Source organism: Levilactobacillus spicheri DSM 15429, from assembly GCF_001435095.1.
Taxonomy (GTDB): Bacteria; Bacillota; Bacilli; order Lactobacillales; family Lactobacillaceae; genus Levilactobacillus; species Levilactobacillus spicheri.
This window is the reverse complement of sequence record NZ_AZFC01000018.1, coordinates 66865-90449: the sequence shown is the minus strand read 5'-3', so window position 1 is coordinate 90449 and position 23585 is coordinate 66865. Positions and strand designations below refer to the sequence as shown.

The following is a 23585-nucleotide window of genomic DNA, read 5'->3' as shown; positions in this document are numbered from 1 at the left end:
CATACCAGCCAGTTAGTGGCGTAGAAATTCACTCCAACTTATGGGGTTCACTTCATAAGGAGATGGTGACGTGTTTTGGTGTGGCTGGCGTTAGAGCCACTGGGTTAAGACGACCAGGGCGATGATACCGACGCCGACGATTCCCAGGGCGACGATGACCGCCGTGGCGAAGAAACTGGCAACGCCCTGCCAAGCGACGGGGGTCAAAATGGATTTTGTGATTTTAGCAAGCATGGTTCCGGGCTCTCCTATAACGTGGTTTTTCGTTCGGCTCCCATCATAGCAGAGTTATCCGGGGAATTGAACGCCTAAATGAAAATAAATGGCGTTCCTTTCAATGTAATCGATTGTATTTTGAAAGCGACCCTGACGGCACACAAAAACCCTCCGCACGCCGATGGTGGGAGGGCTCCAAGTTGTTCGTTTTGTTTTATTTTATGAGGACGGGTTAGTCAACCACGACGTTACCGACGCGGGCGTAACCAACGGCGTGCCACCATGGGGCGTGAACGGCTTCGGTCACGACACCGCGGTTTTGGGAATCGATCATCTTACCGTTCCCCACGTATAACCCAACGTGAGAGATGGAACGCTTGCTACCACCGAAGAAGACCAGGTCACCCTTCTTGATGTTCTTGTAGCTGACGTGCTTGTACTTGTTGTACTGTGCTTGGGCCGTGCGGGGAATCTTCTTGCTAGCGGCCTTCTTGTACACGTAACTGGTAAAACCAGAGCAGTCGAAGCGGGAAGGACCCGTAGCGCCCCAGCCATAAGGCTTACCTAATTGCGCCTTGGCAACCTTTTGGATCTTGCTGTAGGACATGGTCGAGTCGGCATTGGCCGTCGTTTGGCTCAGTTGAACACCGGTAACGGCAAAAGCAACCGTGGCAACCAGGGACATCACAATTTTAACAAACGTCTTCTTCATAAAAGTAAACAAACTCCTTAATATTGGCTCGTATTTTTAACAACTTGATTTTTCATATCTCGTAATCGATGTGTTTAATACTATCAGGGAGTTGTTACAGAAATGTCTCAAAGCATTATCAATCGCATTAAAGCTAATGATAACGTTGTAAAATAACGGGTTAATCGGAAGGATAAGCGTGTGGAAGATGCCGGTCTACCGCCTTTTCGGGCGTTAGGACGATTTGTTGCAAACGGCCGGTGGTTCGCGGCAAAAAATAGTAAGTTTGTGTGTCAATATCGATAATTCCCATGTAATGGGTGTAATTATGGTTCCGTTCGTGGCGTCTTGCCGGGTCGTAGGGCAGGCGCACGGCCGCCAGCCAGTCGAAGATCGTCTGCACGGCGTCGGCGGTCGTGGGCGCGGTCGGTTGGCCCCAACGGGTGATCGCCGTGTGGATGAACCGGTTGGTCGGCACGGGGCCCTCCGGTAACGGGCGACCGCTGGCCAGGTAGGCGCGGGCCGCCCGCACCGTTTGGGTCGTGAAGTGCTCACCGGGGACGGCAAGGAAGGCGTTCAGGTTCTGGACGTGTTGGGCCAGGACCGGCGTGTTGGTCAGCACCTGGCTGGGGTTGTCCTGGGCGTGCAGGGTCAGGTCGGTCGGTTCGATGACCAGATTGTGTCCCTGCCGATCACTGAGGACCCAGTGGAAGGGGTACACGTACCGGTCGTTGCCCCAGCGCTGGTTGACCAGGGTCACGCGGGGCAGGTCGGCCTGCACGGCGGCCAACGTGGCGTGTTCGCCCAAGACCCAGTTGATGAAGTCCTGCGGGGTCAGGTTGATGTGACCGGCGACCGGGGTTTCAGCATACGTGACGGCGCCGGGTAAGTACAGCTCGGCGCAAGTGATACCGGTTTCATTTACGCCATCGGCTAACAGGTACGCGGGCCGGTCGGCAGCGATGCGGCCGCCTCCCAGCAGGGCGTAGCGGGTGGTCCGGGTCTCCTGCAGGGCGGTTTGCCAGCGGTAGTGCCGGGGTAAAAAGACCGGGCGCCAGGGCGTGGTGGTGGGAAAATCCATGGTGCGGGCAAAAAAATGGTGCAGAGAACCGGAAGTATAGGTCAGACTGGTGCACATGGGAAAGCCTCCTCGAAAAGCTGTCGGGCCGGGTGTGGGCTGACGCCGGGCGCCCGTTGGCAGTGGTTACCCCCTATTATAGTGGAATTTGTGTCGGTTGGTGCTTGTATTCGGGGAATGAATCTCGTAAGCTAAAGGGTAATGAGAAATGTGTGGGCCGAGGGGGACCCGGTTTGACCACCCATTCGGTGGTGGCCAAGCCGGCGTGAGGACGTTGGTCCCGGGCCCACGAGAAGCACCCGGTAACGGGCAAGATTTGGAAGGGAAAAGCGCTATGAAATCAACTTGGAATTTGGTTGGGATGGTCCTGTGGCTACTGGTCTTGATCACCCTGATCTGGATGACCCACGACATGCGGGTTCGTCGGTTACACTTAATTGTGAAGGAAGGACGGAGCTTTTCGTGGCGTAACTTGACCATTTCAACGATCGAATTGGTGGTCTGGCTGGCCTTCTTCGGGGGCATGAGCTACACGACCTTCTTCCAGAACGTGAACCAGCTGGGCAACCGGATCACGCAGACCACGCGCTACGATCCGCTGGTCCTGAACACGGGCGCCAGTAACGGCTCGTCCTACTACGTCGAGGTGGAGAACGGCGAGGGGCAAAAGCCCATCCAGCAGTACACCTACCTGACGGAGGGCGAACGCTACAAGGTCGACAGTACGGCGGCCACGGTCTCGTCTGGTAAGGACCCCATCAACCTGCCGGCCTCGGCCTACCATTGGAACCGTCAGCAGGTCAAGAAGTACGACAGCCGCCACCAGAAAGCCTGGGTCGGCGTCATCGAGACCACCTATAAGAAGAACTTCGTGAACGGCATTGGGTTACACGCCGGCCGGTTGGCCAACCGCTTCACGCTGATCCGGATTCCGGATCACTCCTTTATGGTTCAGAAGTAACGCACCCACGATCGGAGGATGGTGCCATGCAACGCGACGATTACATTACCCGCCTGGGGTTGACGCCCCACCCGGAAGGCGGTTGGTTCAAGGAAACTTACCATAGTGACGACCGCTACTTCGCCCTGGAGAGTCACGGGCAGCGGTACCGCTACACGTCGATCCTGTTTCTCCTCGCGGCGGGGCACCCCTCGCACTTTCACCGGCTGAACCACGATGAACTGTGGTTCTACCACGCGGGCGACCCGGTGACGGTCCACTGCATCAACGCCGACGGGACGTATCAGACCGTGACGCTGGGGATGGACCTCGCGGCCGGTCAGGTGCCGCAGTTCTGCGTACGCCAGGGGACCATCTTCGCCTCGGAGGTCGCGGACACGGCGGATTGCGGGCTGGTCAGCTGTGTGGTCGCGCCCGGGTTCGACTACCAGGACTTCGAGCTGTTCACCCAGGCCGAGTTGCTGGCCAAGTACCCGCAGTACGGCCCGGCCATCGAGCGGCTGGCGTTTAAAACCAAATAATCAAAAAATCGTCCGGAGCAGTCAGCGCTGTTCCGGACGATTTTTGCGTTTAAGCCAAATGAATCAGGGCGACGCCGGCAATCATGATGACCAGCCCCACCAGTTGGACCGGGGTGATCGGGTTGCGCTGGCTGCCCAGCCAACCGAAGTGGTCGATCAGCAGGCTCCCAGTCATCAGGCCGACCAGGACGATGACCACGGTCAGGCCGGTTCCCACGATGGGCACCAGGTAGACGTTGCCAAGGACGAACAGGGCGCCGATGATGCCGCCCAGCCACATCCACCAGGGATTGGGTTTCCCCTCGGGCCGGCTCAGCTGAAGCCGGGGATGCAGGACCAGGTTCAGCAGAATCAGGGCCAGGGTGCCGACGAAAAACGAGATGAACGCCGCGTTGAGCGACGAGGCCAGGACCTTGCCCAGGTGGCCGTTGATCGCCGATTGCGCGGCACTCAACATGCCGACGCCGACCCCGAGGACACGCCAGAACCACAGGCCGGTCGTGCGCCCGGCGGGTTTGTCGGTGGCCTCATAGGTCCGCCGCTCTAGCAGCCAGGAGCTGACCGCCACGGTGACCACGACCCCGACGACCACCAGCAGCGCGCCCACCAATCGGACCAGTGTGAGCGGACTGGTCTTGGCGGCGAACCAGCCGAAGTTGTCGATCAACAGGCCCATCAGAATCTGGCCGAAGACCGGCAGGATGACGGTCTGGACGCTGCCGAGCTTGGGGAACATCAGGATGTTGGCCGTCAGGTAGAGTACCCCGAAGACCCCACCGATCCAGAGCCAGGCGGGCTGGGTGCGGAAGAGGTGGGGATTAAAGAACAGTTGGTGGTCGATGGCCAGCGTGGTCGCGGCCAAAAAGAGGGTCCCGATGGTAAAGGAAATCAGCGAGGCCAGAAACGGCGTCCCCACGGAACGTCGCAAGCGAGAATTGATACTGGTTTGGATGGGGAGGCCAATGCCGATGGCGACCCCGATAACGATTGCAAACACAAAATTGCCCCCTCAAAGTGCTTTACACTAAGTAAACACTATTTGTGGGGGCAATGGGTAAAATAAGCTCACGAATTCGGCGACTGGTTGACAACCTCCCTGAGGATTATCTCAATAGTCGTTCGGGTCCGCCGCGCGGGGCTGGTAATCGTCCATCTCGGCGTCGCGGTAATCCCACCATTCGTTGACGTACCCGACGAAGCCGGCCTGGGTCATCGCCTGGTCGAGCAGGCGGTAGTGGGCTTCCTGTACCGGCGTCCGCGGAGCGTCCCGGTGGGCGTTGGCGGAAAAGTCGTCGAAGGCCGTCTGCATCTCGAGTTCGTTGCCGGCCAGGTCGCACAGTGTCAGGTCGAACGTGACGCCCTTTTGGTGGGAGAAGTTCGGGTTGGGCTTGGCCACGAAGCTGGGGTCGGGGTAGACCTCGAAGAGCCGTTCCTGGGCGCTCACCGGCCGGTAGGCGTCCCAGATTTTGAGACGGTAACCTTGGGGCCGCAGCCAGGCGCTCGCGGCGGCCAGCTTCTCGGCGGTCCCGGTGCGGGCGATGGCGGTGGTGAAGTCGTAAACGACTTGGTGGGTAAAGTTGTTGGTCGTGGCGTAACGCAGGTCCACCAAGAGGCTGGGGTCCAGCGTTTGGATGTTGGTAAAGCCAGTTTTGTCAGACATGGGGCACCTCCTGTGTAAGTGCTTCCAGTATACCGGGAAGTGCCGGTGGGGACAACGAATAGGGTTCCGACTGGGGGCATAAAAGGCTAGTAAGTGGCAAAACGAGTCGGGGATAATGGGCGAAAGCGGTTGTTGAATTCGTGAATACGTCTCCTAGGATACACGAAAATTGAAGGGGAGACGTAGATGTGGTGAGGACCAAAACACCCATCAAACCTGAGCATGATCAAAAGAGAGTGGGTGTTTCAATCGGCTACAACAAATCGATGGCATCCATTTGGCTTGATTACAGCTAAATTCTATCGTACACTCCAGTATATAAAAAGTGACGACCGGTCGGACGGTCGCCACAAGTTCGCAAGTTCAGTGCGGTATTGGGTGAAAGCTAACCTTTATTGGTTAGCTTTTTTTAATTACCCGATAAGCCTTGGCAAAGATGATAGAGGCATCAGCTAACACTTTGACCGCTCGGGCACCAAGATATAACGCCATTGCGTGCGCCATATAATCTCATCCGCAGGGATATCGTTACAGACCAAAATATCACCTCAACGTTCAGAATGTGGTTGAGATGCCTGGACTGATTATGCCCTTGCGTATATTAAAATGTCAATATCGTTCGCCCAATGAAATCTGCTGTTGTTATAACTTTACTTGTCTAACGAAAGTAAAGTTATGACAGTCAAAAAGATCGAGTCAACAAAAAAGTTGAACTTTAGGGTTGACTATAATCGAATGACCGTTTATTATACAAACATGCGATATAAAGATAACAGCAAAAAAGAGGCTATCTATCAGGCGACTATTCTTCTCTTAAATAAAGACGGCTTTTCAGCAACACCGATGTCAAAAATTGCGAAGCACGCGGGTGTTTCTCCTTCAACGATCTATGTGTATTTTGAAAATAAAGACGATATGTTGAAGAAGTTATACCTCGATACCAAACAAAAAATGGGTGCTAAAATGTTTGCAGACACCGATGGAATGGACATTAAAGCCAGTCTTGCCAAAGTGATTCGTAATTATATTGATTATATTCGGGAAAATAAGGAAGCCTTCTTATTTCTGCAGCAGTTCACTAATTCACCTTATATGAGTGAATTAGATGATCAGGAAGCCAATAATTATTTTACACCGATGTATCAACTTGTAAAAAGAGGACGGCAGGAAGGAGTTTTTAAAAACGTAGACGATGATGTTTTGTTTGCCTACATTGAACCGCCGATTACTGAAGCAGCAAAACGTTATTTTAGAGGAGAATTTGAGTTTACTGACGTACGGATTAAGTCTTTGATTGAACTAGCTTGGAGTGCTATTAAAAAATAGCACTTTCCTTTTACCACTATAATGAACGTTCATTCGATTATTATAGGAACTGTCTGCGACAATCTTTTTCTCGCCAATAATATAGCTAACCAACAGAATGGAGAAATTATGATGCAAAAGAAAGTAACTTTTAAGAACAATGAACATGAAATGGCCGGAATCCTCTTCTTTCCTGATGATTTTGATGAGACCCAACAATACGCAGCTTTCCCAGTTGCTTCACCTGCTGGTGCCGTTAAGGAACAGATTGCAACCAACTATGGTTCACGACTCGCCAAATACGGATTCATCGCACTAGCTTTTGATACGTCACATCAAGGTGAAAGTGGCGGTACGCCACGTCAGTTGGAAGCCCCTTACGAACGGGTGGAAGATATCAAATGCGCCATCGACTATTTAACCACATTGCCTTACGTCGATAACGAACGAATTGGCCAATTTGGTGTCTGCGCTGGTGCTGGTTATTCCATGCACACGGCTATGACGGATCGGCGAATCAAAGCAGTTGCGGTCGCTAGTATGAGTGATCCTGCATCATGGATTCGTGACGGTTTTGACGGTAAAACACCAGTTGAAACCCAATTGGCTTTGTTGGAAGAGGCATCAAATCAACGGACGCGTGAAGCTAATGGCGCCGACCCAATCTATGGGACGTTTGTTCCAGAAGAAGTAACGGCTGGTATGCCAAATACCTTGGAAGAGGCTCATGAGTACTATCGGACGCCTCGTGGTCAACACCCACGTTCAACGAACCAAGTATCAATGATGTCGATTGACAAGATGACAGACTTTTCAACGTTCATGTTTGCTGACAAATACTTGACCCAACCTATTCTGATGATTGCCGGTACAAACGCTGACACGCTACGCTTCTCAGAAGATTTACTCGAAAAGGCAGCTTCTAAGAATAAGGAATTGTTTACGATTGAAGGTGCGACCCACGTCGATCTTTATGACAAGCCGGAATATGTCGACCAAGCAGTCGCAAAAGCAGCCGCCTTCTTTAAGGCCAACCTGTAAATTTAAAGATAAAAAACGGAAAGGGACTGATTAGCCATGACAGAGCCAACTAGAAAAATTGCACTGATTACGGGAGCTGACCGCGGTATTGGATTCGAAACCGCTAAGGAATTAGGCCAGCAAGGATATGTCGTATTAATTGGGAGTCGAAATGTAAAACGGGGCCAAGTTGCCGTAGAACAACTGAAAGCATTAGACATTGTTGCCGATACTTTAGAGATTGATGTCACTGACCAGCAAACAGTTCAACGGGCAGCAGATCAAATTTCCAATACGTATCAAAAACTAGATGTCTTGATAAATAATGCTGGCATCGCACTGCCGGATGATGAACTTCCAAGTACCGTGAGTGTAGATGTTTTACGTCAGACCTTTGATACGAACTTCTTTGGGAGCTTTGCTGTTACGCAAATTATGTTGCCCCTGATTCGTAAGGCAAAGGCAGGCCGTATCGTCAGCTTATCTTCTTCAGTCGGATCTCTAAACTGGCAAAGTCACCCCATCGAGGGGGCACCCATCAATCCAGCGTATGCGGCTTCTAAGAATGGCGTTAACGCGTTAACGGTCATGTTTGCTAGAGAATTGAAGGGCACAGCAATTAAGGTCAATGCAGCCGATCCAGGGTGGACTGCCACGGATTTAAATGGATTTAATGCGCCACGTAGTGTAGCCGAAGGTGCCCAAATTGTGGTCAAACTAGCGACCTTACCAGCCGATGGCCCTTCCGGACAATTAATCAGTGAATCCGGGGAAATCGCCTGGTAGTTATTAGACAGTGAGGTGGGTATGAATGAACACTCAAGTGGTTTATTTTTCAAATAGCGGTCATAACAAACGTTTGGCTGAGAATATTGCTAGGCACTATGGGACCTCAGCAGTTCCAATCATACCAGTTGAGGATTATCCCATGAACTACAGCGAATTAACGGCACAAGCTAAACATGAGCGCTTTCACCATGTTGAGGTTCCTATCCAGCCGCTTTCTCTAGATCCCAAGGCCGATGTATTAATCTTGGTATCGCCCATCTGGTATGCGGATTTACCACGATCAGTCGTGTCCTTTTTGAAACAACTAAAGCACGCCTATGCACGTGTTATTTTCACAAGTGATAAGTTCATGGTCGGGTTTGGTACTTGTGGTCAAACCCTTCGGCGATATTTAAGTTCACCCACAGTGATTAATAAGGTAGCTGCTAACAGTATGAACTTTTCGCGAGTAACAGCCATTCTAGACAACTAATTCAAGGGCCCGGTGAATAACCGAGCCCTTTTTGTATCACCATTATTTAAAAAGATTTGATTTAGCACTTGCGTTGAAGTGAACTCCAAGGTTTATAGTTTCATTATTGATTAAAGCAAAAGGAGTCGATCAGATTGAATATGAAATTACCTAAAGGGCGTGGCGCAGTTTCCGATGGCCAAGATACTAATTTAACGGTAGCTCCAACCCGTTTCATTACAAAAGATGCTAAAACATTGGTCATCTATTTTTCTCATAGTGGAAATACTGAATACCAAGCCCGCATTGCACAGGCTGTCCTTCACGCAGATAGTTATGAATTAGTGATCAAAACACCTTATCCTACAGACTATGAGGCCACGGTCAGTCGAGCAAATCAAGAACAAGCGGGGGCTTTACCTCACTTACGCGTTGAGGATTTACCGGACTTCACACAATATGATCTCGTACTATTCGGGAGTCCGATTTGGCGTATGACGCTGGCTAACCCCATGCAAGCATTTCTGAAACAATTTGGCCAACAAATGGGCGGCAAAAAGGTCGCGGAATTTACAACGCATGCGGGATATGGTGCCGGCACGGCGCAACAAGTCTTACAGAAGCTGACGCCGGTTTCTACAACTATTTTATCTGACTATACGGTAAAAGATACTGAGATTGAAAAAACAACGACTCAGTTTAAGACATGGCTTCACCAGACGGAGGAGAAATAACAATGAAAAATGTATTGATTTTAGCTGCGAATGGTCAAATCGCTCGGATTGTTGAACAACGAATTCTTAATGAACCAAAATTTGATCAAATCAACCTAACTCTATTCTTACGTGATGCGTCCCGGTTAGCTCAATACACGGATAATCCACGTGTAACATTAATTGAAGGCGATATTACCGATCCACAGGCGATAAGCACGGCCATGGAGAATCAGGACCTGGTTTTTGTAGGAGTCGTCGATCATGATCCTCAAAACCGGATTACTAATAATGTTATCCAGGGTATGCAGGCAAAACATGTCCAACGCGTTATCTCTACAAATGTATTGGGGATTTACCAGGAAGTCGGTGGAGAATTTGGCCGCTGGAATGCTGAAATGATTAGTCATGGAATGGCGCCTGCCATTATCTCAGATCGCTTACTAGAAGGTTCAGGACTAGATTACACGACTCTTCGTTTACCATGGCTAAACGATCGAAATGAAATCAATTATCAAGTGACGGGTAAGAATGAGGCGTATGTCGGTGTCTCTGGTTCGCGACAAAGTGTTGCAGACGTTGTTTTACAGATTATCGCTGAGCCAAAGAAGTATAGCCGTACAAGTATTGGTATGGCTAATCCGAGCACTGAAGGGGAAACTCGTCCGGTTTATTAAAAGACTAAAAGACGGATTATATTGAAGATTATTAATAGCGCTGAAAACTCATTTGGAAAGCGTTATTTATGAATACGCCTGAAAGGGGTGGGCCTTTATGAATAAAAGAACACTAGGGAGTACCAGTCCACTGACTGTCGATGCCATTGGCCTGGGGTGCATGGGTATGAGTTTTGCCTATGGCGAACCAAAAACTGAAGCGGACATGATTCGGTTGTTACAACAAGCTGTAGAGTTAGGCGAAACAACCTTTGATACAGCAGAGGTCTACGGGCCTTTTACGAACGAACGCTTATTAGGTAAAGCCTTCAAGACCTATCATGACCGAGTTACGATTGCGACTAAGGGTGGCATCAAGATCGTTGATGGTAAGCAGGTAGTAGATGGTGATCCACGTGGCCTAGTAGCTTCGGTTGAAGGGTCCCTAGAACGATTACAGGTCGATGCTATCGACATGTATTACTTGCATCGGGTGGACCCTCAGGTACCAATTGAGGACGTGGCGGAGACCATGGGTCGCCTAATTAAGGCTGGAAAGATCAAGCACTGGGGGCTATCAGAAGCTGGTATTCAAACGATTCGAAAGGCCAATGCTATTCAGCCGTTAACTGCTGTTGAAAGTGAGTACTCACTTTGGACCCGAGAACCCGAAAAGGAACTGATTCCAACTTTAAAAGAACTCGGTATCGGGTTAGTTCCTTTTAGCCCGTTAGGAAAAGGCTTTTTAACGGGTAAGGTAGATCTTGATACGGAATTTACTCAAAACGACGGCCGCCGAAAGTTACCACGTTTTCAAAAGGATGCTCTGGCAGCCAACATGAAGCTAGTGACTTTATTGAAGCGAATCGCTGAAGGTAAACAAGCAACACCGGCCCAGATTGCGCTGGCTTGGCTGCTAGCACAGCAACCCTGGATTGTGCCAATTCCTGGTACCACTAAGTTCTCACGACTACAGGAAAATCTGGGTGCAGAAAAAATCGTCTTTAACGCTGACGAACTAGCTAGTATTACAGAAGCCGCTGATCAAATTCAGATTATTGGCAATCGATATACCCCTGAATTAGCCAAGCGTGCTGGATTATAAAAAAAGTCAAAATAAGTTGTGAATTTTGCTTGCGTTGAAGTTAGCTCCAAGGTTTATTCTGTATTCATGTTGTTGAGCAGCTCCAAAGTATTGAGCTTTAAACTTATTAAAATAATTTCGATAAGGCGCTTGCGTTGGAGTTCACTTCAAGGATTATGATTGATCACAGATAAGAGATATCACTAAACTATTTAACGAAATGGAGATTTAAAATTATGACGATGAAATTACAAGAAGTTGCTGTTGAAGACTTACCTAAAATTAACGATAACCCCTGGGGATTAGTTTACCAGGATGCCATTACCAAAAATGAACCTGGTAAAGTGAATATTCACCCAATCAGTTACATCTTAAATGGCTTGAAGATTGCTGCTAACGTCTATACACCAGCCGATTATGATCCAAAGAAAAAATACCCAGCTTTAACGGTCGCGCATCCAAACGGCGGGGTTAAGGAACAAGTTGCCGGTCTATTTGCACAGCGGTTAGCTGAACATGGATATATTGCAATTGCCGCTGATGCTTCTTTCCAAGGTGCCTCTGAAGGATCACCTCGGATGGTCGATAATCCAGCATACCGGGTTGAAGATATTCACGGTATGGCGGATGCGTTATCACTGTTCCCTGGCGTTGATTATGATCGCATGGCTGCCTTTGGAATCTGCGGTGGTGGTGGCTACACATTACGTGCCGGGCAAACCGATAAGCGGTTTAAAGTTGTTGCGACGTTATCTGCGTTTAATTCAGGTTTAGTTCGTCGGAATGGATTCATGGACTCCGAGGCCAACACAATCCAGGAACGACTGCAGAAGGCCTCTGAAGCCCGTGAAAAGGAAGTACGTGGTGAAGGTGTTGACTACACGGCCGACTTAAAGAAATTGACACCTGAAGAAGCCGCTAAGCTGCCATACGATTTATATCGTGAAGGTTATGATTATTACGCTCAAACCCATGCTCACCCAAAGTCAACGTTTGTTTACACGCAAAGCAGCTTCATGAATTTAATGACTTTTGATGCTTCTGTCAACATGGATCTGATTAACGTGCCATTATTGATGATGGCGGGATCACAAGCTGATACATTCTACTTGACCGAAAAAGCCTATGCTAATGCAACTGGTACGACGGATAAGGAATTATTCTTAATCCCCGGCGCACACCACATTGAGACTTATTGGAAGCCAGAATATGTCGAACAAGAGCTCAACAAGCTGTTGGATTTCTTGAGTACCCGGCTCTAATTTCAAAAATAGCATCGTTTTCAAAGGGTCACGAGGACTAACTCCTTGGGGCCCTTTGTTTAAATAAACGCTGTGGAACTGGTTTTAAGACCCAAATGAATAAAATTGTCGGTACCTTAAATAGGAGTATGATAAACTATGAAAAAATTGGCCATCACCATAACAGCCTTGATTCTCATAGGGGTTGTTATCTTAATTGGTGGAGGGTATTCTAAAGCCAAAAGCTCGAGTGGCGGGGAAACAAGTATGAATCGCACTCATGCGGTTATAAACAAGAAACCAGCGGGAAAATCCCGTCAATTAATTATGTACTTTACACTTTCTGGAAATACTAAAAAGGCTGCGATGGCCCTGCAACGAGATACTGGAGCAGATATCATTCGAATTCGTCCCCGGAAAGCCTATCCTTCAACCTACGATGCAGCAGTCAAGGTTGCTAAAAAAGAGCTGGCAACCAACACCCATCCGGCAATGGCAAATAAGCTCCCGAATCTAGCTCAATACAAAACGATTTATATTGGATTTCCAACTTGGTGGCGACAACCACCAATGATTATTCATACGTTGTTTGACACGGCAAATTTCAAGCAAAAAACAATTGTTCCTTTCACTACCAGTATGGCGTCACCAATTAGTAGCTCAATGCCATATTTACGGCAAATGACTAACAGAGATGGCGCCAAGCTGGCTAAGGGAATTCGGTATACGAATAATGATCATTTAAGGAAATTCTTAGTCAAGAATAAGCTAGTCAGAAAATAGAATTGAGAGGATCAGTATGAACATTAATGGTGTCAGTAAAGAATTTAACGTTTCTAAAGATACTTTACGTTACTGGGAACGAATAGGGCTACTACCCGAAATTAAGCGTAATGCTAGTGGCTATCGAGACTACTCCGAACGAGATCTTAATTGGGTTTATTACATTCAGGTTTTACGAAACGGTGGTATGTCAATTGAGTCATTAATTGAATTCGTAAAATTATACCGTGAGGGCAATGCCTCTAACGAAGTCCGAAAGAGCCTTTTAGTCGACCAACGTGATGCTATGCTGGAACAAATTGCCCAACTTCAAAAGACCGTAAATTATCTCCAATTTAAAATCGATCACTTCGAGGATCACACGTTAAACTACGAAAAAGAGAAATTAGCATTAGACGATAAGTGACGTCTAAGTACATTCTTGCGTTTTATTTTTCTTAAAAATCACTCACGACTAAATTGAAATGTCCTTTCAATATTGGCATAAAAGCCAAACATTGAAGGGACATTTTATTATCTTCAGAACTACTTTACTAGAAACGACAAGTACAAAATACGCTTTTAAGATATTCTAATCATAGGTCCAGCGTTTGAATGTTGGCAAAGCTGATAGAAGCATCAGCTAACACCTTGACCGCTCGGGCACCAAGATATAACGCCATTGCGTGCGCCATATAACCTCATCCGCAGGGATATCGTTACAGACCAAGATATCACCTCAACGTTCAGAATGTGATTGAGATGCCTGGACTGCACAGCTTGCTAAACATCACGCCGGGTAATTAAGCCATTGCAAATTTCTAGCCTGATTATGCTCTTACATATATTAAACTATCAATGCCTTTCCGAGATGGAACCCGCCGATTATTAGTTTTTAAAAAGTCGTTAAAATAGGCGTTCAAATAGAGTAAATGGCCTATACCGAATGCTATGCTTTAAACTAGGACGGCTAAAACCGTTCCGGAGTAAGTTTAAGGGGAGATTAAGGATGGAAAAGTTTTTGGGGAAGTACCTAGGGGTCTGTGCGTTCATTTTGGTGATGATTGAGTTGCTGGCTTGGAGAGCTTGGACACTGTATCGATATGGTGGCCAGCATTATTATCTGCGCATCGAGCATTCGGTGGGGACCCGACCGTTATCTGAACCGGTCAATTATCAAATAAAAGGGCATGTTTATCGTGGTCGAGCACTAAGTCAATCCGGGCAACGTAAAATGGTGACCTTTACCACCAATGCCGATAATCCAGGCCCTTTCCGTTTGGGTCAACTGGTTCGGGTGACCGTTAATCGCCATTATGGGGTGACCCAGTATCATTTGATCGACCGGGTGCCAACGGGGATCATGCTAAACAAGTGAGTGAGTAGCGTCAGTCGTATCAATGACTGGCGCTTTTTTTCTGGGGATACTCTGAGGACCCGAACGCGAGAAAGTAGCTTGGGTTGATATTGTCGTAACCATGATATTGGCATTTCATTGATGGTGAATAACTTGTTGAAGCTCTCTGAGATGCCTTACCAAACATACTTTGAAACCATAAAAAATGGTAGTTGCCAGAAATCGGCAATTACCATCTCATAAATATTTCCAGGATTAGGGCTTGTCCCAAACTCTTGGGATATTTGATAATCAGCAGATGAAAAGCAATGGTTCTTAGTAGCTAAACGGCCACTAGGATAACAGAATACGGTGAACTGCCGTGGTGTAAATAACCGCCCGGAAGCACTGTCCAGGTCCACCTAGATTATTTAATCGATTCCACGTGGTCCTGGGCGTAGACGCCGATGTCGGCGACGTGGACGGTGCCGGCGTGGTGCTTGCCGTTGACCGTCAGCAGGCCGACCTTATTATAGGCCATGGTGGTGGTCGAATCGGCCACCACCGCCACGCCTAACGTGGCGCCCGAGTCGGCGTTGATGCCCGACGGCACGTCGATGGCCACGGTGCTGGCATCGGTCGCATTGATGGCGTTGATGGCCGCCGCGAAGTCGCCGGTGACGTCGCGACTGAGACCGACCCCGAAGATGGCGTCGATGATGGTCGTGGCGTTGATCACGTCGTTCAGGTCACTGGTGAACGGAATCTGGTAGTAACGGGCGATCTTGAGCTGTTGTTGGGTCTGCTCGGTCGCCTTATCCGGATTACCCAGCAGGTAGATTGACACGTCGATGTTGCGAATCTTGAGCAACCGGGCGACGGCGATCCCGTCACCGCCGTTGTTTCCCGTGGCAGCGACGACCACGACGCGGTTCAGGTCGTAGTCGTCATTCAGCAGGTTGTTGAAGGTTGCCAGGGCGGCCCGTTCCATCAGGACCATCGACGGAATCCCGACGGTGTCAATGGTGTGGGCGTCATAGCGTTGGGCTTGGGCAATCGTAATGGCTTTACTCATGAGAAATCCCTCCTTGAAGGCATAGCTGATTAGTTCAGATCATCCAGGGGATGGTCGAAGTTTAAAACTTGGGTTGATAATTTTTGTAATTGTTCGGTCAGCAATTGGAAATTGACCGGCGCATCACTAGGGGTGACGTGGCGCCACCACTGGTGTAAGACGTCGATGGCCTGCCGGACCAACGTTTGGCCCTTGGTCGTCAGGGTCAGTTGTTTGTTGCGGCGGTCGGCCGGATCATCCGTTTTTTGCAGGAGTGCTAGGGTGACCAGGTGCCGGACCATCCGGGTCATCAACCCTTCGTCCACCGCAATGGTCCGCGCGGCCATTCGTTGATTGATCGGACTGGCTTCCGAGACCAGGACCAGCAGGTAGAATTCGGTGATGTTGATGGGTACCTGGTCGGCCTCCAGAATCTGGTTCATGTCGCGCTGAAATTGGCGGTGGAGGATGGCTAGGTTGGTGGTGAAATCAAGAATGTAATCTTCCATCGGTGCGGCCCCTCCTTAGGTGTTAGACGCTTACCCATAGTTTACACCAGAAAGGCGGAAAGAATCAGGATTCGTCTCAAGCTTTTCTGATAAGAGAAGTGATAAACTAGTTCTATAACCAACCAGAGGGGGTACCAGAATGTTTATTCAAATTCCAACCGATATGGACGAGGTCGAACTGCGCCAGCTCCAACTCAAGAAGTTAGGCGACGACCGGTCCGAGGAAAGCATCATCCAGCAGGCGGTCTTAGACACGTTCCAGACCTTCCTGGACCAGATCGAAGACGGCCACTACGACACGGCCAGCTGGCAGGACGGCAACCTGATTGTAACGGACATCACCGGGCAACAGACGGCGACGGTCCAGCCGCACGGTGAGTCCTTCGTGGCGGACTTCCGGCAAAACGCCGACCAGACGCAGCAGTATCTCGAAGAACAGGCCATCGACGCGTCGGGCTCCCGCTAGTCCCCCGTCGGATGCGGTGAAAGGGGGACGGTAGAGATGGAACAGGAATCGTTGTTCAATAACCCGCAGCAGTCGCCGCTGGCCAGTCGGGTCCGGCCCCGGACCCTCGACGAGTTCGTCGGGCAGACCCACCTGTTGGGCGCCGGCAAGATCTTGCGGGAGCTGATCGCGTCCGACCAGATCTCGTCGATGATCTTCTGGGGGCCGCCGGGCGTGGGCAAGACCACGTTGGCCGAGATCATCGCTCACCAGAGCCAGGCGCAATTTCTTCGGTTCAGCGCGGTCGACAGCAGTATCAGTAAGATCAAGAAAATCATGAAACAGGCCGAAAGCGACCGGGAGATGGGCGAGCGCACGCTGGTCTTCGTCGACGAAATCCACCGGTTCAACAAGGCCCAGCAGGACGCCTTCTTGCCGTACGTGGAGCGCGGCAGCATCATCCTGATTGGGGCGACCACCGAGAACCCGTCGTTTGAGATCAACTCGGCGCTCCTGTCGCGGTGTAAGGTCTTCGTGCTGAAGGCCTTGACCACCGCCGACATCGAGCAGCTCCTGCAAAATGCGCTGACCAATCCGGCCGGCTTTCCTCAGACCAAGGTGACCATCGGTGCCGACGAGCTGCGGGCCATCGCCGAGTTTGCCAACGGGGACGCCCGCACGGCGCTGAACACCCTGGAGATGGCGGTCTTGAACGGTGATAAGCAGGGCGACCAGGTCACGGTGACCATGGGCGACCTGAAGCAGCTGATCAGCCAGAAGTTCGTCCTGTACGACAAGACCGGCGAGGAACACTACAACATCATCTCGGCGCTGCACAAGTCGATGCGCAATAGCGACGTGAACGCGGCCATCTACTGGCTGGCGCGGATGCTCGATGGCGGGGAAGACCCGCTGTACATCGCGCGGCGGCTGGTGCGCTTTGCCAGCGAGGACATTGGCCTGGCCGACACCAACGCGCTCAACGTGGCGGTCAACGTGTTTCAGGCCTGCCAGTTTCTGGGGATGCCGGAGTGCAACGTCCACCTGACCGAAGCGGTGACCTACCTGGCGTTGGCACCCAAGTCGAACGCCATTTACAAGGCTTGGCTGGGAGCTCACGCCGACGTCAAGGACAGCCGCGACGAGCCGGTGCCGCTCCAGATTCGCAACGCGCCGACCAAGTTGATGAAGGACCTGGATTACGGCAAGGGGTACCAATACGCTCACGATACCGCAGATAAGTTGACCAGCATGCAAACGATGCCCGATTCGTTAGTTGGCCACGAATACTACCATCCGACCGAGGAGGGCCGGGAGAACTTGTTCAAGGAGCGCTTGGACTACGTTAAGCGCTGGCACCAGGAACATGATCCCAAGAAATGACCAGCAGTGCGGACAAATAATCGGTTAAAATAATCAGCATCAGCCACTTTTTGCGTTAGAATAGAAAGTGGATAGGCGCCCTTAGTGTAATGGATAGCACATGAGATTTCGGTCCTCATGATCCGAGTTCGACTCTCGGGGGGCGCATTGATGGCGATTCACATTTTTGTGTGAACCGTTTTTTTTGTGAGATAAACATTTATGGATGGTGAAAACTGTTGAAAAATTATGGTGGTCTCATTTTATCTGGCATGATTGGGACACTGATTGTTTTACTCTTTGCTAAATATATGGAATATTTGGCCCCACAAGATGATGTTCTGGCTACTTGGGTAGGATCTATTGGGACAGTATTGGCAATTTTAGCAGTTGCGGTTCAGGTCAATAGTGAACATAAGTGGTCGTCAAAAAAGACAATGGAGAATAATCGTTCTTTGTTTTTGCTATCTAATCGTTTTCAAATAAGTAAAGGGGACTCTGTATGGAGTTGTTTTAAAACGATTGATAGTGGCGGCATGAGCTGGTTGTTAATTCAAGTATTAAATGAAAAATATCCACGGGATATTTATATTGATGTTCAAGGAAAACATGTTTTTAATATAGACGGCAATATAAAACAAGAATCGGAAAGACGTATTATATTAATTCCAGGAATAGATTCAACCCCAATTCTTGTTGATACTCATAATATCTACTATTGGAAAATGTCAATGTATTATAAAACTGCTAGTGATGAAATAAATAAAGTTGTTTTAGATAGAGCTACTGGTGATAGTCCATTTGCAAAATATGACAACGAGTCTGATAATCATCTCGTGAGAACTGAATATAATAATTTAGCTGTAATTAAGAATAATGAGGAAAGTAGAGTATATGTAGATAGTACACATATTTTTGCAGATGATAAATTCTTTGTAACAGATAAAGCAATCTATCAGTATAGAGCGCGCCATCGTGATGCACAAAGAAGGGTAACATTTTTTCGAGAATCAAATTATATTAAAAATCCAGGCCAGGGAAAGTTGCTCATAGAAGCAATTGGCACAACAAGAATATATCTATTTTTTACTTATATGTATATGGATAAAATCAAACGTATGCGTTGATAAGATGATTGATATAAATTATCTTGCCGACTAAAAAGTGATAGGTGACGCACTAAAGCCCTCGACTACAGCCATAATCGAGGGCTTTAGTGCGTCACATGATAAATGCTTTTTTCGCAAGTTCATTGTAGCGAATCTTGCACTGGTAAGGACATACTTTGTATCCCATTTTTGATATGACTGGGAAAGCCATGGCAAGTTCTAAAGGTTTAGAACGTTTGGGGAAGAGGTTGCGCAGGACGCTGATTCGTGGGTTAATGGAGATAGAAATACAATGAGGAGGAACTGGCATGTATCTCAACGTCACCCAAAAGAGCCGCGATCTGTTGCGGGACTACCCGGTGGTGCGGTCCGTGGAGGCGGCCCACCGCGCGGCCCGGCGCAACCCGCTATTTTCCTGGCACGTCACGGCCATCACCCATCACCAGCAGCGGTTCGTGCTCTTTAACCACGACGCCAGCGCGCTGTGCGTGGTGCTCAACGTGACCAACGCCTCGGCTGAGCGGTTGGCCGACCGCTTTTGGGACCAGCTGGCGACCCAGTGGCCCCAGTACGGGTTGGCCCCGGCGGACCTGACCACTTATCGGCAGGTCGCGGGAGACTGGCAGATCAATCAACCGGGCGACCACCGTCCGATTCATCGGTTGAACGAACAGGGGATGTACGTGGGCTTTCTCTGGGACCAGGGCATCACCTCGACGCTCGAGATGTCTCTGCTGGTGGCTCAGACCCCACCGTTGGGCCGCCAACGCCCGGCTCACCAGGTGGCAACGATCAAGGCGGACTTGGCACCGCAGCGGTTCGTTTGGCAGGAGGACTAGCGTGGCTATTTTTCCACTGGACGCATCGTGTGCTATACTAAACCTTACCCTTGGCAGGAGTGGCCGAACCGTGACCACTGACGAGACGGTCTTCTGGACCGTCTTTTTTTCTGCTCACCGGTGAAACTCATCGTTAATGACTGCACAATTGGGCGGGGGACGACTAAAATAGAGGTAACGTTGTGATGGTGGTTTTAGAGACGAAGGAGTCTTAACATGGCAAAATTACCAGAAGCTGTTCCCAATCTACCCAGTAACATGCGCGCCTGGCAGGTGACGACGCCGGGGCCCATCGACGGGCCGCACGCGCCGCTGGCCTTCGTGACCAAACCGGTGCCCCAGCCGCAACCGGGTGAGACCCTGGTCCGGGTGCTGGCGTGTGGCGTCTGTCACACCGACCTCCACGTCAGCGAAGGCGACCTGCCCGTGCATCACGCTCACGTGACCCCCGGCCATGAAATCGTGGGGGAGGTCGTGGCCAATGGCGCGCAGACCAGCCGGTTTAAGTTGGGCGAACGCATCGGGATTCCCTGGCTGCGTTGGACCTGCGGCGTTTGCCGTTACTGCCGGTCGGGGCGGGAGAACCTCTGCCCGCACTCACTGTATACCGGGTGGGACCACGATGGCGGGTACGCCGAATACGTGACGGTGCCCGAGGGGTTCGCCTACCGCATTCCGGAGCGGTTCGCGTCTGTGACGGCGGCACCGCTGTTGTGTGCCGGCATCATCGGCTACCGGGCCTTCGAACGGGCCAACGTGCCCGCCGGTGGTCGCCTGGGCCTGTATGGCTTTGGCGGGTCGGCGCACATCACCGCGCAGATCGCCATTGACCAGGGTATCGAGGTCCACATCTTCACCCGGGGCCAAGACGCGCAAGCCTTTGGCCTGAAACTAGGGGCCGCCTCGGCGCAGGGCGCCTACGATCCGTCGCCGGTCAAGCTGGACTCGGCCATCATGTTCGCGCCGGTCGGGGACATGGTGCCCAACGAGCTGGCCAACCTGGATAAGGGCGGCACCCTGGCGCTGGCGGGGATCCACCTGAGTGACATTCCATCCTTGAATTATCAGGACCACCTCTTCCACGAAAAGAATCTGACCAGCGTGGAGAGCAACACCCGCCGGGACGGGGAGGCCTTCTTGACGCTGGCCGACCGCCTGAACATCCAGCCGGCTACTACGCCGGTCGCCTTCGAGCACGCCGACGAGGCCCTGCGCACCGTCAAACGCGGTGACCTGCAGGGGGCCTGCGTGTTGCGCATCGGTGAAGACTAAATAAAACGTGAAAAGAGTCCCCAGCCCGTGTAACTTGCGAGCTGGGGATTCTTTATGGCTAACGCGAAAGCTGCCAATTGCTTCCGCTCAGCCGGACCGTACCAATCGTGGGCGCGACTTGAAGTCCGCAAAGCACGTGGGTCTTAAAGGGCGGTCTGGTGGTAAGCCAGCTCAGAAACGTTGGCCTACCATCATTTCACGGTCCCGGCCCAGCTTCGCTCCAGCAATCTTGATATGGCGGTCAGTCAGTGTCGCCACTGTTTTCTGATTAACTGGTAAGATGCGTAGCTCGGATGATAGAAATTGGATAATTACGCCATATGAATAGTTAGTCCCGTTCGTGTCATTTTTCCACTATCTGAGCGGAACAGAGGCGACTTGATGACCGTGGTGAAATTGATGTTATCTGGCGTTTTGGGCCAGATTACATCAAGGCCGAGCTCCGGAGACCTGCGTATTTTGCAGGGCTTCGGAGTCGTGCCCACCTCGGTCATCTTGCTCGCCGGCGTGCAGCGCCAATCTCGCCAATCTCGTCAACGACTAGTAAAAATTTTGTCGCCGCCCGGGCTCGGTTGTGGGATAATCGGAGAATATTGGGGAGGGAAGCACACATGAAAAAAGGGGTATTACTGATGACGGGCGTCCTCCTGCTGGGCGGTCTGGGCGCCTGGGGATGGCACCGTCACACTGCCGCGCCGGCGCCGGCCCCCCGCACGACCCAGCGAGCGGCGCCGCCGACTAAACGGGCGCGGCCTCTGACCCTGCGAGAACTTCGCCGGCGGCCCAAACTGACTTACGCGGCGCTGATCGATTACGCCGTCCACGACACCCACGTGATGCGCTGGCAGGAGGTCGCCGATTATCAGGCGGGCTGGCAGGTGGAGATTGACCGGGTCCACGGGGCGCGGCGCTACTCCGTTTGGCCGGACCGCAACATCCAGACCAGCGAGAAGAAGCTGGAGCCCAACTGGTTCACCCTCAAGGGCCACCGGGTGACCTACCAGAGCTTCGTGGTCCATTCCGACGGGGATTACACCGTCTACCGCACGACACTGAAGCGGGTCGTCCACCGGTTAAATGCCCAGCATGCGGCCGCTCGGGTGCGCCGCATGCCGGAACGGCTGGTGGTCAAGGACGCGACGCGGTAGTGCGGGGCCCCGAAATTGGGTGCTCGTAACGATGCCGTTGGGGTAAATTTAGAAGAACTTTGCGTCGTGGACTGGTATTGGGTTTCTAACTGTTCTATCATAATCTTAATAGCCTCGTTGTTGCGGCAACGGGGCGATTATCAGACCTAGAGGGGGCACGCCCAATGCAAGAGGACTACTTAGATCAGCGGCTGATTGGCCGCCAATTCACGCTATCGACCGAGGATTTGACCGGTGGGGCCACGTTTTACGGCATCCTGTACCGGTTACGCGCCGCGGAAGACCTGCACGTGGGCGACCGCGTCGAGGTTATTCGCGCGGACCAGCATGGACTGACGGTTCGGCGGGTCGCGCTGAAGGAGGAATAGGGAATATGTGGGGAGCTATTATTGGTGTTTTTGTGTTAATCATCGTGGTCTTGCTTTTGATGAGCATGGTCAAAATCATTACCCAACCGGACCGCGGGGTGGTCATTACGTTGGGGAAGTACAACAAGACCCTGACCCCGGGGTTTCACCTGATCGCGCCGTTTATCTCGCACGTGATCCGGGTCAGCACCGCGCAAACGCCGGTGGACCTGGACGAGCAGGTGGTCATCACCAAGGATAACGCCGAGATTTCGGTCAAGATTTCCTTGAAGTACCACGTTACCAACATCGAGGACTTCGTGTTCAAGAACGAGGATTCCGTGCGGAGTATGACCCAGGATACCCGGGCGTCGCTACGGGGCATCATCGGGAACAAGGAGTTAAACGAGGTCTTAAACGGGACCGAAGAGATTAACCGGGCGCTGTTTTCCGGCTTGGCCGACGTCACAGCCGGTTACGGGTTGAACGTCGACCGGGTCAACATCGACTCGGTCAACCCGTCGCGGGATATCCAGGACTCGATGAATAAGCTGCTAAAGGCCACCCGGGAACGGGACGCGGCGATTGCCACGGCCGAAGGGAAGAGCAAGTCGATCACGTTGGAAAACGAGGCCAATAACAAAGCTTTGTTGGCGACCAACCAGGCGCAAAACACGGCGTTGGTCAACTCGGCCACCGCGAAGGCGACGGCCATCCACACGGAAGCCGACGCCGACGCTTACCGGGTCGGCAAGCTGAACGCGGCCTTGAGCGTCTCGTCGCCGAACTATTTCATCTCGCGGAACATCGCGGCCTTCAAGGAGCTGGCCAACAGTGATACCAACACGGTCATCATGCCCAGCACGGCCATCGACAGCTTAGGCGCCGTTCCGGCCCTGGCCGCGGCTTTTAAGACGCCACAGAAATAACCAAAACTGGCGACCAAGTGGGGGCTGGCGCAACGTTCTGTCGGCTTCATTTTCCCGAGGTGGGCACGATTCCGAAACCTCGCAAGA

Annotated in this window: 28 protein-coding genes and 1 tRNA gene; 22 read left to right on the top strand and 7 right to left on the bottom strand. The window is 51.1% G+C overall.

All coding sequences use genetic code 11. The features are described from left to right. Nucleotides 1-90 precede the first annotated feature (90 nt). The 3 genes from FD37_RS12805 to FD37_RS07450 form a co-directional block, all read right to left on the bottom strand. Nucleotides 91-234, bottom strand: a complete 144-nt coding sequence (locus FD37_RS12805; protein ID WP_156652730.1) for a hypothetical protein — start codon at nucleotides 232-234, stop codon at nucleotides 91-93. Between the two features lie 214 nt (nucleotides 235-448). Next, nucleotides 449-928: a C40 family peptidase gene (locus FD37_RS07455; RefSeq protein WP_045806255.1), complete on the bottom strand. Its 480-nt coding sequence runs from the start codon at nucleotides 926-928 to the stop codon at nucleotides 449-451. Nucleotides 929-1088: 160 nt separating this feature from the next. Next, nucleotides 1089-2045 carry a linear amide C-N hydrolase gene (locus FD37_RS07450; protein ID WP_056964508.1) on the bottom strand — a complete coding sequence of 319 codons (957 nt, stop codon included), beginning with the start codon at nucleotides 2043-2045 and terminating at the stop codon, nucleotides 1089-1091. Nucleotides 2046-2319: 274 nt separating this feature from the next. Between FD37_RS07450 and FD37_RS07445 the strand changes: the two genes are divergently transcribed. Then, entirely contained in the window at nucleotides 2320-2946 is a 627-nt protein-coding gene (locus FD37_RS07445) for an LVIS_2131 family protein (protein ID WP_045806257.1), read from the top strand. Between the two features lie 26 nt (nucleotides 2947-2972). Then, on the top strand, nucleotides 2973-3467 hold the full coding sequence (locus tag FD37_RS07440) for a cupin domain-containing protein (RefSeq protein ID WP_056964506.1): 495 nt from the start codon (nucleotides 2973-2975) through the stop codon (nucleotides 3465-3467). A gap of 49 nt (nucleotides 3468-3516) precedes the next feature. Here the strand turns inward: FD37_RS07440 and FD37_RS07435 are convergent, their stop codons facing one another. After that, nucleotides 3517-4464: a DMT family transporter gene (locus tag FD37_RS07435; protein ID WP_056964504.1), complete on the bottom strand. Its 948-nt coding sequence runs from the start codon at nucleotides 4462-4464 to the stop codon at nucleotides 3517-3519. Between the two features lie 111 nt (nucleotides 4465-4575). Further along, nucleotides 4576-5127: a M15 family metallopeptidase gene (locus tag FD37_RS07430; RefSeq protein WP_056964502.1), complete on the bottom strand. Its 552-nt coding sequence runs from the start codon at nucleotides 5125-5127 to the stop codon at nucleotides 4576-4578. Between the two features lie 675 nt (nucleotides 5128-5802). Between FD37_RS07430 and FD37_RS07425 the strand changes: the two genes are divergently transcribed. The 11 genes from FD37_RS07425 (at nucleotide 5803) to FD37_RS07380 (ending at nucleotide 14526) form a co-directional block, all read left to right on the top strand. Beyond that, nucleotides 5803-6453: a TetR/AcrR family transcriptional regulator gene (locus tag FD37_RS07425; RefSeq protein WP_235807862.1), complete on the top strand. Its 651-nt coding sequence runs from the start codon at nucleotides 5803-5805 to the stop codon at nucleotides 6451-6453. A gap of 111 nt (nucleotides 6454-6564) precedes the next feature. After that, nucleotides 6565-7473, top strand: coding sequence for an alpha/beta hydrolase (locus tag FD37_RS07420; protein WP_056964501.1), 909 nt, complete (start codon nucleotides 6565-6567; stop codon nucleotides 7471-7473). Nucleotides 7474-7509: 36 nt separating this feature from the next. Beyond that, nucleotides 7510-8238, top strand: coding sequence for an SDR family oxidoreductase (locus FD37_RS07415; protein WP_045806262.1), 729 nt, complete (start codon nucleotides 7510-7512; stop codon nucleotides 8236-8238). Nucleotides 8239-8263: 25 nt separating this feature from the next. Then, the gene (locus FD37_RS12635; RefSeq protein ID WP_082605153.1) at nucleotides 8264-8713 is read left to right on the top strand and encodes a flavodoxin family protein; all 450 of its coding nucleotides are present in this window, start codon (nucleotides 8264-8266) and stop codon (nucleotides 8711-8713) included. A gap of 140 nt (nucleotides 8714-8853) precedes the next feature. After that, a complete protein-coding gene (locus tag FD37_RS07410; protein WP_056964512.1) occupies nucleotides 8854-9426 on the top strand; it encodes a flavodoxin family protein in 573 nt (190 codons plus the stop codon). 2 nt (nucleotides 9427-9428) lie between these two features. After that, the gene (locus FD37_RS07405) at nucleotides 9429-10082 is read left to right on the top strand and encodes an NAD(P)H-binding protein (protein WP_056964499.1); all 654 of its coding nucleotides are present in this window, start codon (nucleotides 9429-9431) and stop codon (nucleotides 10080-10082) included. 97 nt (nucleotides 10083-10179) lie between these two features. Next, nucleotides 10180-11166: an aldo/keto reductase gene (locus tag FD37_RS07400; RefSeq protein WP_056964497.1), complete on the top strand. Its 987-nt coding sequence runs from the start codon at nucleotides 10180-10182 to the stop codon at nucleotides 11164-11166. A 215-nt stretch (nucleotides 11167-11381) separates the two neighbouring features. Then, a complete protein-coding gene (locus tag FD37_RS07395) occupies nucleotides 11382-12407 on the top strand; it encodes an alpha/beta hydrolase (protein WP_056964495.1) in 1026 nt (341 codons plus the stop codon). 138 nt (nucleotides 12408-12545) lie between these two features. Continuing rightward, nucleotides 12546-13169 carry a flavodoxin gene (locus FD37_RS07390; RefSeq protein ID WP_056964493.1) on the top strand — a complete coding sequence of 208 codons (624 nt, stop codon included), beginning with the start codon at nucleotides 12546-12548 and terminating at the stop codon, nucleotides 13167-13169. A 16-nt stretch (nucleotides 13170-13185) separates the two neighbouring features. Beyond that, nucleotides 13186-13575: a MerR family transcriptional regulator gene (locus tag FD37_RS07385; protein WP_045806267.1), complete on the top strand. Its 390-nt coding sequence runs from the start codon at nucleotides 13186-13188 to the stop codon at nucleotides 13573-13575. Nucleotides 13576-14157: 582 nt separating this feature from the next. Beyond that, entirely contained in the window at nucleotides 14158-14526 is a 369-nt protein-coding gene (locus FD37_RS07380; RefSeq protein WP_056964490.1) for a YxeA family protein, read from the top strand. Between the two features lie 385 nt (nucleotides 14527-14911). Here the strand turns inward: FD37_RS07380 and FD37_RS07375 are convergent, their stop codons facing one another. After that, nucleotides 14912-15559, bottom strand: a complete 648-nt coding sequence (locus tag FD37_RS07375) for an NAD(P)H-hydrate epimerase (RefSeq protein ID WP_045806268.1) — start codon at nucleotides 15557-15559, stop codon at nucleotides 14912-14914. A gap of 29 nt (nucleotides 15560-15588) precedes the next feature. Beyond that, a complete protein-coding gene (locus FD37_RS07370; RefSeq protein ID WP_045806269.1) occupies nucleotides 15589-16047 on the bottom strand; it encodes a MarR family winged helix-turn-helix transcriptional regulator in 459 nt (152 codons plus the stop codon). A 139-nt stretch (nucleotides 16048-16186) separates the two neighbouring features. Between FD37_RS07370 and FD37_RS07365 the strand changes: the two genes are divergently transcribed. From FD37_RS07365 to FD37_RS07325, 9 genes are all read left to right on the top strand, one after another. Further along, nucleotides 16187-16513, top strand: a complete 327-nt coding sequence (locus tag FD37_RS07365) for a hypothetical protein (protein ID WP_045806270.1) — start codon at nucleotides 16187-16189, stop codon at nucleotides 16511-16513. Nucleotides 16514-16549: 36 nt separating this feature from the next. After that, entirely contained in the window at nucleotides 16550-17875 is a 1326-nt protein-coding gene (locus FD37_RS07360; RefSeq protein ID WP_056964488.1) for a replication-associated recombination protein A, read from the top strand. A 75-nt stretch (nucleotides 17876-17950) separates the two neighbouring features. Continuing rightward, nucleotides 17951-18022, top strand: a tRNA-Arg gene (locus FD37_RS07355). A 71-nt stretch (nucleotides 18023-18093) separates the two neighbouring features. After that, nucleotides 18094-18981, top strand: a complete 888-nt coding sequence (locus FD37_RS07350; RefSeq protein ID WP_056964486.1) for a hypothetical protein — start codon at nucleotides 18094-18096, stop codon at nucleotides 18979-18981. A gap of 290 nt (nucleotides 18982-19271) precedes the next feature. Beyond that, entirely contained in the window at nucleotides 19272-19802 is a 531-nt protein-coding gene (locus tag FD37_RS07345; RefSeq protein WP_056964484.1) for a DUF6933 domain-containing protein, read from the top strand. 216 nt (nucleotides 19803-20018) lie between these two features. Beyond that, nucleotides 20019-21074 (top strand): zinc-dependent alcohol dehydrogenase family protein, encoded by a 1056-nt coding sequence (locus tag FD37_RS07340; protein WP_056964482.1) that lies wholly within the window; start codon nucleotides 20019-20021, stop codon nucleotides 21072-21074. A 611-nt stretch (nucleotides 21075-21685) separates the two neighbouring features. Further along, entirely contained in the window at nucleotides 21686-22222 is a 537-nt protein-coding gene (locus tag FD37_RS07335; protein ID WP_056964481.1) for a hypothetical protein, read from the top strand. A gap of 164 nt (nucleotides 22223-22386) precedes the next feature. Then, nucleotides 22387-22590 (top strand): NfeD family protein, encoded by a 204-nt coding sequence (locus FD37_RS07330; protein ID WP_056964479.1) that lies wholly within the window; start codon nucleotides 22387-22389, stop codon nucleotides 22588-22590. Between the two features lie 5 nt (nucleotides 22591-22595). Further along, nucleotides 22596-23498: an SPFH domain-containing protein gene (locus FD37_RS07325; RefSeq protein WP_045806276.1), complete on the top strand. Its 903-nt coding sequence runs from the start codon at nucleotides 22596-22598 to the stop codon at nucleotides 23496-23498. The last annotated feature ends 87 nt before the right edge of the window (nucleotides 23499-23585 follow it).